Raw genomic sequence first — 16,504 nt, forward strand, 5'->3', positions numbered from 1 at the left:
TCTATACAACAGTATCTCTATAACTAGCTAATAACTCAAAAATCTCACTCTCATTTTCTAACTGATTTAATTTCATACGAAATTCTTTTGAATTTGGGATATCTTGTAGATAAAAACTAGCATGAGTACGGATTTCTTTTACAGCCACCTTAGCAGTCTTTAGTTTTATAAGTCTTCTAAGATGCTCAGCTAAAACCTCTACTCTTTCTGCTGGAGTTGGTTGAGGGATTATTTCACCAGTATTTAGATACTCTGCAATCTGCCTAAATATCCATGGATTACCACGAGAAGCACGCCCAACCATCACAGCATCACATCCTGTATGCTCCATCATCGCCTTAGCACTGTGTGGGCTATCCACATCACCATTACCAATTAGTACAGTATTTACAGCTTTTCTCACATCTCGGATAACATCCCAATTTGCCTGACCTGTGTACATCTGCTCCCTAGTCCTAGCATGTAGGGCTATAGCACTTACTCCCGCAGCTTCACAAGCTTTAGCGACTTCTATAGCATTTATATTTTCAGCATCCCAGCCCATACGCATTTTCACAGTTACGGGTTTATGTACTGCTTTTACAACTGCTGTAAGTATTTCATTAATCCTATCAACATCTTTTAGAAGTGCTGCTCCAGCTTGTAGCTTCTTAGCAATTTTTGGCATTGGGCAACCCATATTTATATCTAAAAAATCACACTCTGTATTTTCAGCAATATACTTTGTCGCACCTACGAAGCTCTCTAAATCTGTACCAAATATCTGTATCCCAAGTGGTTTTTCGCTGTTCTCCATATAGAGCATTTCCATAGTTTCCCAGTTACGATCTACTACAGCTTTGTTACTCACCATCTCAGTATAGATCAGCCCTGCCCCATGCTCCTTGCAAATAGTACGAAAGGCACTATCACAGAAGCCTGCCATCGGTGCAAGCACTACATTATTTTCTATTTCAATATCTGCTATTTTAAAGCCCACTTTTCACACCACTTAATAAAAACCATTCACCCATATTTCTAGGCTTTGCAAATTTTACACCCTTAGCCTCAAATGCCTTTTGTACATCATCTACCTGATTAGCTAATATTCCTGACAACGCAAGTTTTCCGCTCTCTTTTAATTTAGAGAGCATAGTATCCGCTAAAGCTATTAGTACATTTGAGAAAATATTTGCGATTAATAAGTTAAAACTTTTATCTGTTGCCATATCACTAAAGTATGTTTTACTAGATACTTTATTCATCTCAGCATTTTTTATTGATGACTCTATAGATTTCGGATCTATATCGATGCCTTCTGAATATTTACCACCTAGCTTCACTCCAGCTATAGCTAATATCCCAGTACCACAACCATAGTCCAAAAGGCTACTTTTTGGATTAATATTTTCTTCTAGCCATTCTAGACACATCTTCGTAGTTTCATGGTTACCGCAACCAAAAGCTACACTTGGATCCACTGCTATATATGTTTTTGTAAAGTCGATTGGTAACTCTCTCCAACTAGGATAGATCACAATATTTTTACCAATTTCTATAGGCTCGTAATCATCTAACCAAGCAGCTGTCCATTCTTGATCTTTTATAATCTTATATTCAACTTTCTGGTCTATTATTGGAAAAGAATTTTTCAGCTCTTCTAGAATACCCTCTAAATCAAAATCATCCTCATAAAGCACAGTCACAAAGCTTTTATCTGCTAGATCTTTCTTAGTAACAGAACAAGCTAGATTATCGAACAGGAAGCTTTCAACCTTATTGTAGTCTTTAGGTGAGATATAAAACTCTATCTGTTGCCACTGCTGCATTTTGAAAAAACTTAAAATATTATCTTTCAAATAATACTAGATATAGCAATTAACGGCTAGATTAAGTTAGTTATTATTTTTAAGTATAAGTTATCTAAAATAATCTATAATTAAATAAAATCACTTTGTCTTAAGTAGTTTAATATGTGCACAAGAGTTTTATACCAAGGATCAGAAGATTTAGTAATCACAGCTAGAAGTATGGACTGGATTGATGATATGAATACTAGTCTTGTTATCTTGCCACCCAATACTAAATATACCAGTAGCTTAGGTGAAAACCCTATTTCATGGACTAGTAAATATGGTAGCGTTAGTACTTTTATTTATAATATTGGCTCTGCTGATGGTATGAATGAAAAAGGCTTAGTTGCAAATTTACTCTATTTAGTAGAGTCAGAATATGGATATGACTCTAAAGCTAAAGATCTAAATATCATTCAATGGCTACAGCTTTCATTAGATTTATTTGCTACAGTTGCTGAAGCTGTGAACTTCTTTCAATCGAATAAAATTAATATAATTACTGGCTCTCTTCCTAATGGCAAAGTTGGAAACGGGCATTTATCACTATCTGATACTTCTGGAGATTCTGCAATTTTTGAATACATTAATGGAAAGCTTTGTATACATCATAGCCGAGAATACACAGTGATGACAAACTCTCCTAAATATGATGAGCAATTAGCATTATGTCGTTACTGGAAAAACATCAGTGGAACAACTTTTTTACCTGGCTCTATCTCTGCAGCAGATAGATTTGTTAGAGCTTCATTCTTCTTAAATGCTATTCCAAAGACTATAGCTCCAAACTATATCACTCTTGTTCCAGGTCAGTTATATCACAGGCAAGCACTAGCAAGTATGTTTGGTGTAATCAGAGCTGTTGGTGTACCTCTAGGAATTTATGATCCAGATAAACCAAATCTTTCTTCAACTATATATAGAACTGTTTCAGACCATAAAAACTTAGTATATTATTTTGAATCTGCTACGGTGCCAAGTGCATTCTGGGTTAAGTTGAATGATATAAATTTTGAGAAAATAAACTCTCCATTAGTATTACAAAATGCTCAAAACTTGATTCACTCCGGTGAAGTACCTCTAGAACAATTTATAAATTATAAATATCCAACAGCTGAAGAAGTTAGAAAAGTTATTAGTTTATAATTAATTATGTAGCATCTGGCCAATGCCAATTTGGCTTATCAAGTAAACCTTGACCTAGTACTTTTGTTTGACCTAACTCTTTCTCAAGTTGAATTAGATTACTATCTGGAGCTTCTTTTAAAGCTGATACTAATATATTTGCATGAGAAACCACCCATACTTGAGTTTTCTCAGAAGCTTTGATAATAAGCCTCGCTAATGCTGGTAACAAATCTGGATGCAAACTAGTTTCTGGCTCATTTAAAACCATTAGCTCTGGTGGTCTAGGTGTTAAAAGTGCAGCAGTCCATAATAAATAACGCAAAGTTCCATCTGAAAGTTCAGAAGCTGATAGCGGCCTTAAAAGTCCTTCTTGATACAATTCAACTATAAAATGCCCATTTTCATATTTCTTAATATCTAATCTACTTCCAGGAAAAGCATCCTCTATCGCCTCATCTAATGCTTGACTATCTCCTATTTCTATAATAGTTTGTAGAGCTGCTGCTAGATCGTGACCATCTTGACTTAAAATAGGTGTACGCGTACCTAATTGAGGTAATCTTGCAGGAGCATCTTTATCACTTCTAAAATGATCATAAAACCTCCAGCCTTTTATCTTTTCTCGTAACTGTATAACTTCTGGAGTCTTATCAATATACATCGCTTGCGTAAAAATACTTTCAAATGCGGGGTTATATTGCTCAATAACTTCCCACTGGTGACCATCTCTAATTTTAACTGAAGGACCAACTCTATCTACTAGAGCTGATGGTATTTTATATACATCGCCTGCCCAGATTGTTTCTCTTTTTATCTCTGGGTCAAGTGAAAACGCGGAAGCTGTAGGTGGTTCTGGATATCCTAAAGATATTGAATACCCAAAAACTTCATCTGCAAAGCCTAAACGTAGTCTAGGAACTTTTTGCCTTGGCCCACCCTGCACAGGAATTTCTCTCTTTAACATCTGCTTAGATATTTTTTCAGGACCCGCCCAAAAAGTAGTATTTAAGCCACCCTCTTTTGCCAAAGAATGAGTTACTCCGCCTTGAGCAGTTTCTGCCAAAAGCCTTAAAGCTTTATATAGATTTGACTTACCACTAGCATTTGCCCCTGTGATTATATTAAGTCTATTTAAGGGAATAACTAAATCAAATAATGATCTATAATTATTTATAGCTAAAGTTTTAAGCATTTAGAAGAATTTTAATTTGAATCTTTATTATGATGATGACACTTACATTTATCTTTATCTCCAGCATTCGCAGAAGGCTCTATTAAAGACACCATCGCTGTCTCAACATTTTCATATTGATAAGATTTAGAAAAATCTACGCTATTAATTTGATAGTGAGTACCATTCTTATCATTAAATTCTTTAACATAATCTTCTATTTCTTTATATTTTTGAAGATAAAGCTCTTTCTTATCACCATTAACTTTTATATCTAAGTTAAAATTTAAACGTTTACCATTTTCATTTGAACAAGCTACTGCAAATCCGAATAGTAAACTTAAAACTGTAAAAGCTATACTTTTTCTTAACATCTCAAACTCCTTTCATTAAAATACTATGGCTGGCTATAAGACCAAAATAGTCTATTAGCATCATCACCTGGTTGGAACTCTACTTGCTTATTATCAATATACTCGCCATATCTAGAGTTGATGAACTCTCTATCTGGTGGAACATATGCAGCCCCTTGAGCTCTTTCTTGTTCTACTTCAGGGCCATAGTACATTGCATATGGGTTTTGTTGTGCCATATTCATATATCCAAATGAAGTTGTTGCAAATGACAACAATCCAAATGTTAAAAGAACTACTTTTTTCATATATACCTCGTTAAAATTTAATTCTGGGACATCCCTTCAAAAAAATTATATATTGTTTTAAAGCTAAAAAACACTTTTCAGCTTAGAAGCTCAGTTAATATTTGCTAAAATAGTTTTGATAAGAATTAACTCTATTAAAAATGAAAGAATATAATTCGAAATATAATAAAAAAGCTATTCTTCTAGTAAATCTAGGAACTCCTGACTCTTTTGATATTAAAGATATTAGAAAATATTTAAAGCAGTTTCTAAGTGATAAGCGAGTTGTTGAGGCAAATCCTATACTATGGTGGTTTATACTAAATCTTATAATCTTACCTATACGCTCTAAAAGAACAGCTAAACTTTATAAAAAAATTTGGAATCAAGATTCTAATAAGTCTCCCCTACTTCTTTATACAGAAAGCTTAGCCAAAAAACTAAATGATAATTTAGATGGCTACATAGTAGATTTTGCTATGCGATATGGAAATCCGTCTATTAATAGCAAAATAAAATACCTACAATCGCAAGGAGCTACAGATATAACTATCCTACCTTTATATCCTCAATACTCTGGTTCCACAACAGCAAGCGTTTATGATGAAGTATACAAATGCCTATCTAACCTAAGATGGCAACCTAATATTAAAGGAATAAAACCTTATTATGATAATGACCACCATATAGAAGCTGTTAAATCACAAATACTCGAACACTTGCAGCAAATTGATTTTAAAGCAGATGTAATACTCTTTTCTTTCCATGGCATCCCTAAAGAATACTTTGATGCTGGAGATCCATACTATTGCCATTGCCATAAGACATATCGCTTAGTTAAAGAAAGCTTACAAGATAAACTTACCGGCACCGAATTTGAACTTTCATTCCAATCAAGATTTGGACCTAAAAAATGGCTAGAACCATATACTACAGATAAACTTATTGAATATGCAAAATCTGGAAAAAATATTGTCATCGTAGCCCCAGGGTTTGCAACAGATTGTTTAGAAACATTAGAAGAATTAGCAATTCGTGAGAAAGAGGTTTTCAAAGATAATGGCGGTAAAAACTTTAGCCTTGTACCTTGCCTAAATGATTCAGAAGCTCATTTAGAAATGCTAAAAAATATTATACTAGTAGAGGGTTAAATGTCTGAAATATCATTATATTGGTTTAAACAAGATTTAAGACTCACCGACAATCGAGCGTTATATGAAGCTGTAAAATCAGATAAAACTATAGCTATCTATATACATGATGAAAAATACCCTATTGGCTCTGCTAGTAAACTTTGGCTTTCAGAATCTTTAAAAAAGCTTGATAAATCTCTAAACAATAAACTAAATATCTACAAGGGCTCTCCTATAGATATTATAGAAAAGCTAACCAAAGAAAATAATATTACAAATGTATACTGGAACCGCTGCTATGATAAGTACAGTATCAAAAGAGATAGTGAGATTAAAAAGCTTTTACAGAATAATGATATTAATGTAAAAACATTCAATGGAAGCTTACTCCTTGAGCCATGGCAATGCCTAAAAGATGATGATACTCACTATAAAGTCTTCACTTTTTTTTACAAGAAACTAATTCAAATAAAACCTTATGTATCAAATTTACCTAAAGCTAGTATAACCAACCTTATAAAACTTGAGAACTCATCGCCTTTAGAGAACTTAGACCTAACTAAACCACAACACTCTTGGCAAAGAATTATAAACTTTTGGGAAGTTGGTGAAAAAGCTGCTCAATTAAAACTAGAAGAATTTATTGAAGATAAAATAAAAGACTATAAGGAAGCTCGTGATTACCCAAGTTTTGATAGTACCTCAAAACTATCACCTCACTTGCATTTTGGAGAAATTTCTCCTAACCAAATTTTTAATGCTATATATCAAAATAATGTTTCATCAAATCATGAACACTTTATCCGTGAATTAGCTTGGCGTGATTTTTCATATTATCTGATGTACTACTACCCAGATTTTGACACTAAAAACATTAATGAAAAATTTGATAATTTTGAATGGAATAATAATCCTAAACTTTTGAAGAGCTGGCAAGAAGGACAAACAGGCATCCCTATAGTTGATGCTGGTATGAGAGAGCTTTGGCAAACAGGATATATACATAATCGTGTACGTATGATAGTTGCTTCATTCTTAGTTAAAAACTGCTTAATTCATTGGAAATATGGAGAACAATGGTTTTTTGATTGCCTTTTTGATGCTGATATCGCTAATAACTGTGCTAGCTGGCAATGGGTTGCTGGGTGTGGAATGGATGCCGCACCATATTTTAGAATATTTAATCCAGCACTTCAGGCACAAAAGTTTGACTCAAAAGGAGACTATATTCGAAAATATATTCCCGAAATTTCCAAGCTTTCTAATAAATACTTAGCTGAGCCATGGACTGCCAAGCCAGAAATACTAGAAAAAGCAAATATTCAATTGGGTGAAACATATCCTTATCCAATAGTTGATTTAAAAACTAGTAGAGAAAAGGCTTTAGAGAAATATAAACAAATATCAAAAGGATAACTTAATAAAATTATTAAACTTATCACCTTTTTTAAGTTTAGATAAACTATTGTCATAACTATCAGTATCTAACAATGGTGCATATTGAGACTCAAAACATATACCACCATATTTTCTCACCTGCTGACCATTCTCCAATATTGAACCATCCGGATAATTAGTAGTATAAACCACCATTACAGGATAAGAGCTGGTCACCACTAACTTCCGCCCGCTAATTTCATCTTCTAGAACTGTTTTGTCATTAACATCTACAAGCAGAATATGATCTATGCCTTTCTCTACATTGTTTTGATAGAAATCATTCTCTATTTTATCTGATATCTTAGTAAGCTTTGTAAAATCCATATCTGAAGGAACATCCTCTAAGGCAACAGCTAATTGCTTCTCATCGGTCCTGAAATATTTCTTTATAGGCATCTTCAGATAGTTATCTATGATTGTTCTTTTAATATTTCCTGAGAGATTAAAATAACTATGGTTTGTTAAATTTAATACACTGTCTTGATTTGCTATAGCATGATACTCAATAACAACCTCATTATCTTTTAACTCATAAATCACTTCTATATTCACATTAGCAGGAAAACCATCATCTTCACTTTTTTGTAATAGAGAGAATTTAACTTTTGTGTCACTTAAAACTTCAATCTCAAATTTTTTAAAGCTAATACCACCTTTCCCACTATGTAATACATTGATATCAGATTCTCTTTTTTTCTTAATATTATAAGACTTACCATTTAGCTTAATCACCCCATTTGGAATACGTCCAGCAATTCTGCCTACAGTAGTGCCAAAGTAAGACTCATTACCAAAATACCTATCCAAATCTTGATAATTAAGAACTATATTTTCTAATTTGCCCTCTTTATCTTTTGTCTTTAATGAATAAATAGTTGCTCCAACATCTAGTAAAACTAATTCCACATTATTGTTTTTTAATGTTACTACTTCGATCTCTCTTTTATCCTTAGTTACAACTTTCTTTATATTCATAGCAACCTCTAAATATAATTTTCTTTTACAGCATCTATAATACTTTTAGCAATCTCTTGTTTTGACATATTCTCAAACTTTATCTTATTGCCACTTTTAGAAATAATAATTACACTGCTATTATCTTTTCCTAATACAGATATATCATTAGCCACTATCATATCTAAATTTTTCTTTTGTAACTTAGCTAAAGCATATTCTTCTAAATTCTGTGATTCTGCAGCAAATCCAACTGCAAAAACCTCTGGGAAATTCTTTTTACAATTTAGCAACACATCAGGGTTTTTTATAAACTCTAATGTAAGTGAATCATCTGTTTTTTTTATTTTATGCTCAAACTTATTTTTTATCTTATAATCAGCCACAGCTGCACAAGCTATAAATATGTCATTTAATGATGTCTCAGAAAGCATAGCCTTATTCATTTCTTCTGCTCTTTTAGTATCTATTATTTTTAAATTTTTATTATCAATATCAAAATCAACATCTGTCTTAGCCTTTAGGACAGTAACACTAGCTCCTCTTAATAGTAGTTCGTTAACTAAAGCTAATCCCATTTTTCCAGAGCTATAATTTGATAAGTATCTAACTCCATCAATATTCTCAACTGTTGCACCTACTGTAATTAAAACTTTTTTATCTAATAAATCTTGCTTAGTCGCTAATAACTGATAAAGGTCTTCGGCTTCAGGCAATCTACCACCACCAATATCACCACATGCTTGCAGCCCACTATCTGGCTCAATAATGTTATAGCCCACAGATTTTAGTTTCTCCATGTTCTCTTTTGTAAAAGGATTATTCCACATATTCACATTCATAGCAGGAGCTATATAAACTTTTGAAAAATCTTTACAAGCTAGAAGCATTTGTGAAAGTAAATCATCGGCTATTCCATTAGCCACTCTTGCAATTAGATTTGCAGAAGCCGGAACAATAATTATTTTATCTGCCCATCTTGAGAGATTAATATGACTCATAGCTTCATCATAATTAGACATATTAAGAGCCTCATCAGTATATGTCTCACATCCTAATGCTACTAGCAGTTCTGGCTTTATAAAGTCTAAACCACCTTTAGTCACTATCGCTTTACATTGATAGTTTGACTTAATAAAAAGTCTAATTAATGTAATAGCTTTAAATGCTGAAACACTACCAGATATACCAAATAATATTTTTTTAGACATAACCTATTTCTCTAAAATTCTTTCTCTTTTATAAAATAAAACAATTAACATAACCATTATAAAAATCGCCACAGTCATAGAATATAAACCTACTCTAAATCTAGATTCATCAACAATAAAGTAAGCAAATAAAATTCCAAAGCCTATACTACTCGTTCTACCTAAAGCATAAATAGAATTAGTGCCTATAGCCCTTACTTCTGTTGGAAACTCTGTAGCTGCATATTGTGCCCAAGTAATATTATAGCCGCCACCAATAAACCCAATTATGATTCCATAAATTAATAAACACTTCTCTGAAATATATGGATAACTAAATATAGCTATTATAAAAATAATCAAATTTAATATAAAAAACAAATTTGGTGAACGAAAATACTGATTATAAAAACCACTTATAATACAACTAATAATATTTCCTATAAAAAAACCAAATAAAAATAGTTTAACTGATATTCCAAATGTTTCCTCTGCAGAAATGAACTTTATCATTGCAAACATTACTGTAATAGTAAAAAAATATGGAATTGTTATCAGAAAATTCATAAAAAGTGATTTACTATGTTTTTTTAATAAAGTAATTAGACTTCCTGCTTTTCCAGTCTTCGCAGTATTATATAGTTTTATAAATTCTGGTGATTCTTCTAATGAGTTCCTAAAAACATAGATAAGTAGCCCAGCTAATCCACCTACTACAAACATCAACTTCCATGACAATACTCCCACAAAAGTAGCTGTGACTCCACCTAGCACTCCTAAAATATAAAGAAAACTCATTCCCCATGCTGCAAATTTTCTAGGAAAAAACTCTACTATAAGCACAGTTGAAACACCAAACTCACTAGCCAAGCCTAAATATGCTAAAAATCTAAGTGCTAAGAAAAACTCAAAATTAGTTGCCACCACTGATAAAAGAGTAGTCATAGAATAAAGCAAAATACTATATTTAATAACAGTTATCCTACCAAACTTATCTGCTAAAGAACCAAATAGTAAAGCTCCTGCTAAAATTCCTGCCATCTGAATATTACTAACTAGATAATATGTTTGCTGTATTTCTGTAGTGTTTGTCATTAAAAATTGTTCTTTAAACAAATCCACATATGAAACACTTATAACTGTAAGGTCATAAAAATCTATAAAATAGCCTAAGCAGAGAATTACTAAAATCCATTTTGCATTTTTCATTGCTAAAACAAATTGATAATATTATGAATTATTATAATTAGATAAACTCTTAATAACTATAGATAATAAAGATTAATCAACGATAATATTTTTCTCATTTGCTGTTTCTTTACAGAACGCTATATAACGCTTATCAGTAACAAACCAATAGAATATAGCACCAACAATACCTTCTACAAGATAATTATTCATTGGTGAACAGATACAAATAAAGATAATAAATGGTAAAACTAATGGTAGAAGTTTTTTAAAACCAATTCTTCTAAACTCTATACTTCCATATATAGTCATTAATACTATAAGTATAACACTCATATTAATATTTGTTTGAATCTCAACAGTATTTAATAGTAGTGTTAATACCACAAATACAACCAAACCAAAAAGTCTTGTACGAGGAGCTAAAGCACCCATACTGACAGGAGCTGCCATATAACCAATAATATGAAAACCTGTCACAACCAGCATTAATCCTGCCCAGTTATCTGAGAAAAACAAAAAAATAACAGCTAAGATAAAGTTAGCTAAAAGTGATCTACGTGAAATATTAACAACTGGAGTAAGCTTTGCAAAGTATCTTGGCATTTGACCTTCAGAAGACATTGCATATAGCATTCTAGAAGATGCTCCTAAGTAACTATATCCTGTTGCCGATGGGCTAATAACACTATCAATTATTAATAATATTGATATATAACCAAGGCCTAATAATGTAGCTAATTGTAATAAAGGTGATTCAAAATCTAAACCTTGCCATCCACCTTTACTAAGTAAATATTCATGAGGAACTGCTTGCATAAATGCATATTGTAGTCCCATATATAAAAATAGAACTAACACTAAGGCTAATATGATTGCTAATGGGATATTTCTTCCTGGATTTTTGACTTCACTAGCATAAGCAACTACTGTTTGAAAACCATTGAATGTATAAATCAAACCACCAGCAACAATCGCTGTTAAAGCAGATGTAAATCCAAATTGATCATTATTAGGGATATCTGCTGAAAACATACTTACATGCTCATTACTATGTGTAAAAGCATATACTGTAAATATTACAACAATAATCGCAGGAACTGCCATTTTAAATACTGTAATGGCATTATTTACTTTTGCTAAAACTTTTACTCCATAAAAGTTAATAAAAAAATAGACTACTAATACTAGCAATGCAAAAACTGTTCCTGCAGTTGTTAATACATTATTTTGCATTAACCAATCCATATTTTTAACACCTGCTAAATATTGTGTAGTAGCTAATGCTTCAGAAGAAATCACTACAACAATACCAAACCAGTTTGCAAAAGCAAATGGCATAGCAAATATACTATTATGTGATAGAGCACTAGATCTTGTAATAGCACCTCTCACAGGATATATAGAAACGACTTTACCTAGACATAAAGCTATCATCAATACCAATAGTGCAGCTAAAATCCATGCCAAAAAGGCCCAATTTCCGGCATTTTTAGCTGTTAATTGTGCACTAAATAGCCAACCTGATCCAACCATACAAGTCGCACCGATAAGCACTGCACTAAAAAGCGACATCTTTTTTACAGATACATTATTATCACTCATACTTTTTCCCTATAATTAAATTAAAATCATGCTAAAAACAAATATTTATTTTTAGTTGTGATTGCTTGATAACTTTTAACATTTATTGATAAAAAAATTAAGAACGTGATTTTAAATTATCACTAAGAATATGAGTTTACAATATTTTTTACTCCTCCAAACTCATTAAAGAAGCATTACCACCAGAAGCTGTAGTATCTACACTAACCGTTTTTTCCACAACAAATCTTCTCATATAAAGTGGCGAAGCTGTTTCTATTGCTAACTTAGTACACTTACCATCTTTAGCTACACTTTCAGCTATAAATGGAATAATAGCCCCTCTTCTAAGAGCTATTGCTTGCTGAACTTGTTTAACAGCTCTAATATTTCCAGAAAAAGCAACTAAAGCAACTTTACTATTAAATAATAAAGCCGATGTCAACTCTTCAGAATCACCCATAACTAGTTGCATAACTTTCTTATCAATTCCAGCTTTTAACATTAGTTTCACAATATTATAAGCAGTTAAATTTCCAGTATATGCTGGTTTAGCAACAACTGTATTACCAGCTAGTAAAGCAGCTACGGCCTGTCCAGCAAATCTAATTAATGAATCATCACTAGAACAAATACTTACAGCAACACCTCTACCTTGTAAACTAATTTCATCTATTTCACCAGTAGGTCCAGGTAAACGTGTTGGATGAGCAAACTCATTTCTAGCTTGTAGACAATAATAAGTTACTAACTGTAGAGTCTTATCAATCTGTATCTGAGCATCTTCAACATCTACGTTAGATTCTGATACTATACATGCAGCTATACTATTTCTATTTTCTTCAAGTAGCTTAACAAATTTCTCAACAAGCTCCGCTCTTTTTTCTGCATTAGTTGAATTCCAAATATCAGCTGCACTACTAGATATTGCTATCGCTTTATCTGCCATACCAGGAGTAGCTATATACATTCTTCCAATCACATCATTATTTTTACTTAATAGTTCTGTAGATATACCTTGACGAGCTCTTATATCTTCAATGATATTTGTCACTTTATAGCTAGACTTAATAAATCTGTGTGTATTTCTTTGATCTTCAGCTAGTTTTTCAGGATTATAAACTTGTTCAACAGCACCAACATCTGAAAGTTTCTCATTAGCAAGTCTATGCATATAGTAAGGCCCGCCAGCTTTCGGACCAGTACCAGATTTACCTTGTCCACCAAAAGGTTGAACACCAACTACAGCACCAACGATATTTCTATTCACATAAGTGTTACCTGCTTTAATATGATTTTTAACATAGTTCATAACTTCACTGATTCTACTATGAACTCCACAAGTTAAACCATATCCTGTAGCATTAATATCTTTAACAAGTTGTTTAAGTTTATTTCCTTTAAACCTCAATACGTGTAAAACTGGTCCAAACTGTTCTCTTCCAAGATCAGATAACTTGCTAATCTCAAACATCGCAGGTAATACATATGTACCATTTTTAGACTGCTCAGTTTCTGGAACTTGATATAATAATTTGAATTTATTCTTTTTCTCTTCTATATAAGCATTTAAGTTATCTGCAGCTTCTTTATCAATAACTGGTCCCACATCAGTCTCTAAATATTTAGAATCACCAACATTTAACTCTTTCATAGCTCCAATTATCATTTTAATATACGAATCTGCTATCTCTTCTTGTAAACATAATACTCTTAATGCTGAGCATCTTTGACCAGCACTATCAAATGCTGACCTAATAACATCTCCTGTTACTTGCTCAGGTAATGCTGAAGAATCAACTATCATAGCATTTTGCCCACCAGTCTCTGCTATAAATGGAACTATTTCACCATCTTTATTAGCAAGTGCTTGATGAATAATATTAGCCACTTCTGTAGATCCTGTAAAAATAACCCCTTTTGTAAATGGACTTTTTACTAGAGCATCACCTACAGTTTCACCAGCTCCAGGCACAAATTGAACAACTCCTTTAGGAAGCCCAGCTTTATATAAAAGCTTTATAGCTTTATAAGCAATAATAGGAGTCTGCTCTGCTGGTTTTGCAACTACTGTATTACCAGCAGCTAGAGCAGCTGTAATTTGCCCTAAAAATATAGCTAATGGAAAATTCCAAGGACTTATACAAACCATAGGCCCTCTTCCACTAAGCTCAAGCTGTTTTAGATGTTCTGCTAAAGCAGGGATTTCTATTGGTGCTCCAAATTCTCTACGAGCTTGTGCTGCATAGTAACGACAAAAATCAACAGCTTCCCTAACTTCATCAATTCCATTTGCTAAAGTTTTCCCAGCCTCTATCATAGCAATTGCTATAAGCTGTTCAGTTTCTTTTTCTAATAAATCAGCAAACTTTTCTAAAATTTCCGCCCTAGTTTCAGCAGGAGTTTCATTCCATTCAGGAAATGCTCTTCTTGCCTCTTTTAAAGCTTTAATTGCTGCTTCTGAATCAGCATTTAATACACATCCTATTACTTCATTAGTATTAGGGTTTATTACATCTTCTATATTATCTTTGCCAACTTTTAAACCTTCAATAATACACTTAGCCTTATAGTTTTTCTTATCAGTATATTTAGCTATAGTTGCATACATCTTATCTAACTGAGCAAAGTCTTCTATATTATGACCTTTTGAGTTTAATCTAGGCGCAAGTATATTTTTTGGATAAGGAATACTAGGATGTTGACCACAACCATGATCTATAGCTTTTTTAACAGGATCTTCTATTAGCTCTTCTATTGGTAAACCTTCATCAACTATTCTATTTACAAACGAACTATTTGCTCCATTTTCTAAAAGCCTTCTAACTAAATATGCCAACAAATGTTTATGTCCACCAACTGGCGCATAAATTCTACATGGGATTCCACTATATTCTTCTTTACCAACTACATTATCATATAGAGCATCACCCATACCATGTAAACACTGAAACTCAAAATCAGTACTACCTTCAGCTAGCTCTAATACTACAGCTACTGTTTGAGCATTATGAGTAGCAAATTGTGGATAAATATATTTTGAATTTTCAAATAACTGTTTTACACAAGCTTGATATGAAACATCTGTGTGATATTTACGTGTGAATACCGGATAACCTTCAAGCCCCTGTTCTTGAGCATGTTTTATTTCAGCATCCCAATAAGCCCCTTTAACTAATCTAATCATAAATCTACGATTAGTTTTTTTAGCAAGATTAGCTAAGTAATCTAAAACATATGGAGCTCTCTTTTGGTATGCTTGAACTACGATACCAATTCCATCAAAACCTTCTAAAGATGGTTCATGAGCTAATCTTTCTACTAATTCTAAAGAAATCTGTAATCTTTCAGTTTCTTCAGCATCAATATTCATGCCAACATTATATTCTTTAGCTAATTGAGTTAAATTTAATAGTTTAGGATATAGCTCCTCATGAACTCTTTCATGCTTAGCTACTTCATATCGTGGGTGTAGTGCAGATAATTTAACAGATATACCAGGATTATCTTTAATTAATGGATTATTAGCATAATTTGCAAGCTTTTCAACAGCATAAACATATTGGCTATAATAGTAGTCAGCATCTTCCATAGTCATTGCTGCTTCACCAAGCATATCATAAGAATATGTATAACCTCTCTCAACTTTCTTTTGAGATACATTTAATGCCTCTTCAATTGTTTCGCCAAGCACATATTGTTTACCAACGATTTTCATTGCTTGTTTCATCGCTTTACGAATTACAGGCTCACTAGTCTTCTTAACAAAAGACTGAAAAACTTTTCTAAAACTTCTTTTCTTATTATCTCTAAGTATCTTACCTGTTAGCATTAAGCTCCAAGTAGCCGCATTTACGAATAGATGTTTTTCCATCCCAACATGCTCTTTCCATGCTGCACTAGTTAGTTTGTCTTTAATAAGTAAATCTACAGTGTATGTATCAGGAATTCTTAATAAAGCTTCTGCTAAACACATAAGTACGATACCCTCTTCTGAAGATAAATCATACTCAATCATAAAAGCATCTATCGCAGATTTTTTAAGTCTATTCTTTCTAACTGCTGCAACTAAATCATAAGCTCTCTGTCTTACTTTTGCCTTTTGAATACTATCCATTTCAGCCTTTTCAACAAGTTTTGAAACAGCTTCTTTTTCATTAGTAAGCCAAAAATTTGAGATATTCATAATCCCTGAAGAAATTTCATATTTTCCACTATGATTTAATAGTTTATTCATAACACCT

Annotated in this window: 13 protein-coding genes; 3 read left to right on the top strand and 10 right to left on the bottom strand. The window is 32.4% G+C overall.

Annotated features, from left to right (window positions below; translation table 11 throughout):
- Position 1: 1 nt before the first annotated feature.
- Complete coding sequence (gene dusB, locus KX01_RS07770; RefSeq protein WP_071664447.1) at positions 2-979, bottom strand: tRNA dihydrouridine synthase DusB; 978 nt, start codon at positions 977-979, stop codon at positions 2-4.
- Positions 969-1,808, bottom strand: coding sequence for a 50S ribosomal protein L11 methyltransferase (gene prmA, locus KX01_RS07775; protein ID WP_071664448.1), 840 nt, complete (start codon positions 1,806-1,808; stop codon positions 969-971). The genes dusB and prmA overlap by 11 nt, the downstream gene beginning before the upstream one ends.
- Positions 1,809-1,952: 144 nt before the next feature.
- Here prmA and KX01_RS07780 point away from each other — a divergent pair, with 144 nt between their 5' ends.
- Entirely contained in the window at positions 1,953-2,978 is a 1,026-nt protein-coding gene (locus KX01_RS07780) for a linear amide C-N hydrolase (RefSeq protein ID WP_071664449.1), read from the top strand.
- Between the two features lie 4 nt (positions 2,979-2,982).
- On the opposite strand, the gene KX01_RS07785 is transcribed toward KX01_RS07780, so the two are convergent.
- Genes KX01_RS07785 through KX01_RS07795 form a run of 3 tightly spaced genes read right to left on the bottom strand, consistent with a single transcriptional unit; the run spans position 2,983 to position 4,792 of the window.
- On the bottom strand, positions 2,983-4,152 hold the full coding sequence (locus KX01_RS07785; protein WP_071664450.1) for an AAA family ATPase: 1,170 nt from the start codon (positions 4,150-4,152) through the stop codon (positions 2,983-2,985).
- Between the two features lie 11 nt (positions 4,153-4,163).
- Positions 4,164-4,505 (bottom strand): hypothetical protein, encoded by a 342-nt coding sequence (locus KX01_RS07790; RefSeq protein ID WP_071664451.1) that lies wholly within the window; start codon positions 4,503-4,505, stop codon positions 4,164-4,166.
- 23 nt (positions 4,506-4,528) lie between these two features.
- Positions 4,529-4,792 (bottom strand): hypothetical protein, encoded by a 264-nt coding sequence (locus tag KX01_RS07795; protein WP_071664452.1) that lies wholly within the window; start codon positions 4,790-4,792, stop codon positions 4,529-4,531.
- Positions 4,793-4,932: 140 nt separating this feature from the next.
- Between KX01_RS07795 and hemH the strand changes: the two genes are divergently transcribed.
- Together hemH and KX01_RS07805 are read left to right on the top strand one after the other, a co-directional pair.
- Complete coding sequence (hemH, locus tag KX01_RS07800) at positions 4,933-5,922, top strand: ferrochelatase (RefSeq protein ID WP_071664453.1); 990 nt, start codon at positions 4,933-4,935, stop codon at positions 5,920-5,922.
- Complete coding sequence (locus tag KX01_RS07805; protein WP_071664454.1) at positions 5,923-7,320, top strand: cryptochrome/photolyase family protein; 1,398 nt, start codon at positions 5,923-5,925, stop codon at positions 7,318-7,320.
- Here KX01_RS07805 and KX01_RS07810 read toward each other — a convergent pair.
- The 5 genes from KX01_RS07810 to putA all read right to left on the bottom strand — a co-directional run bounded on the left by KX01_RS07810 (position 7,309) and on the right by putA (position 16,497).
- On the bottom strand, positions 7,309-8,319 hold the full coding sequence (locus tag KX01_RS07810; protein ID WP_083578919.1) for an aldose epimerase family protein: 1,011 nt from the start codon (positions 8,317-8,319) through the stop codon (positions 7,309-7,311). The two genes, KX01_RS07805 and KX01_RS07810, sit on opposite strands and share 12 nt — an antisense overlap.
- An 8-nt stretch (positions 8,320-8,327) precedes the next feature.
- A complete protein-coding gene (coaBC, locus tag KX01_RS07815; RefSeq protein WP_071664455.1) occupies positions 8,328-9,509 on the bottom strand; it encodes a bifunctional phosphopantothenoylcysteine decarboxylase/phosphopantothenate--cysteine ligase CoaBC in 1,182 nt (393 codons plus the stop codon).
- 3 nt (positions 9,510-9,512) lie between these two features.
- Entirely contained in the window at positions 9,513-10,697 is a 1,185-nt protein-coding gene (locus KX01_RS07820; RefSeq protein ID WP_071664456.1) for an MFS transporter, read from the bottom strand.
- 72 nt (positions 10,698-10,769) lie between these two features.
- On the bottom strand, positions 10,770-12,281 hold the full coding sequence (locus KX01_RS07825; protein WP_071664457.1) for an APC family permease: 1,512 nt from the start codon (positions 12,279-12,281) through the stop codon (positions 10,770-10,772).
- Between the two features lie 148 nt (positions 12,282-12,429).
- Positions 12,430-16,497 carry a bifunctional proline dehydrogenase/L-glutamate gamma-semialdehyde dehydrogenase PutA gene (putA, locus tag KX01_RS07830; protein WP_071664458.1) on the bottom strand — a complete coding sequence of 1,356 codons (4,068 nt, stop codon included), beginning with the start codon at positions 16,495-16,497 and terminating at the stop codon, positions 12,430-12,432.
- Between the last annotated feature and the right edge of the window lie 7 nt (positions 16,498-16,504).

Origin of the sequence: Francisella frigiditurris, from assembly GCF_001880225.1 — a bacterium.
GTDB classification, from domain to species: domain Bacteria; phylum Pseudomonadota; class Gammaproteobacteria; order Francisellales; family Francisellaceae; genus Francisella; species Francisella frigiditurris.

What these genes read in the sequence shown, in the direction of transcription:
- prmA (WP_071664448.1), bottom strand. Translation starts at nt 1,808, where the DNA reads ATGCAGCAGTGGCAACAGATAGAGTTTTATATCTCACCTAAAGACTAC.
- KX01_RS07780 (WP_071664449.1), top strand. Translation starts at nt 1,953, where the DNA reads ATGTGCACAAGAGTTTTATACCAAGGATCAGAAGATTTAGTAATCACA.
- KX01_RS07785 (WP_071664450.1), bottom strand. Translation starts at nt 4,152, where the DNA reads ATGCTTAAAACTTTAGCTATAAATAATTATAGATCATTATTTGATTTA.
- KX01_RS07790 (WP_071664451.1), bottom strand. Translation starts at nt 4,505, where the DNA reads ATGTTAAGAAAAAGTATAGCTTTTACAGTTTTAAGTTTACTATTCGGA.
- KX01_RS07795 (WP_071664452.1), bottom strand. Translation starts at nt 4,792, where the DNA reads ATGAAAAAAGTAGTTCTTTTAACATTTGGATTGTTGTCATTTGCAACA.
- hemH (WP_071664453.1), top strand. Translation starts at nt 4,933, where the DNA reads ATGAAAGAATATAATTCGAAATATAATAAAAAAGCTATTCTTCTAGTA.
- KX01_RS07805 (WP_071664454.1), top strand. Translation starts at nt 5,923, where the DNA reads ATGTCTGAAATATCATTATATTGGTTTAAACAAGATTTAAGACTCACC.
- KX01_RS07810 (WP_083578919.1), bottom strand. Translation starts at nt 8,319, where the DNA reads ATGAATATAAAGAAAGTTGTAACTAAGGATAAAAGAGAGATCGAAGTA.
- coaBC (WP_071664455.1), bottom strand. Translation starts at nt 9,509, where the DNA reads ATGTCTAAAAAAATATTATTTGGTATATCTGGTAGTGTTTCAGCATTT.
- KX01_RS07820 (WP_071664456.1), bottom strand. Translation starts at nt 10,697, where the DNA reads ATGAAAAATGCAAAATGGATTTTAGTAATTCTCTGCTTAGGCTATTTT.
- KX01_RS07825 (WP_071664457.1), bottom strand. Translation starts at nt 12,281, where the DNA reads ATGAGTGATAATAATGTATCTGTAAAAAAGATGTCGCTTTTTAGTGCA.
- putA (WP_071664458.1), bottom strand. Translation starts at nt 16,497, where the DNA reads ATGAATAAACTATTAAATCATAGTGGAAAATATGAAATTTCTTCAGGG.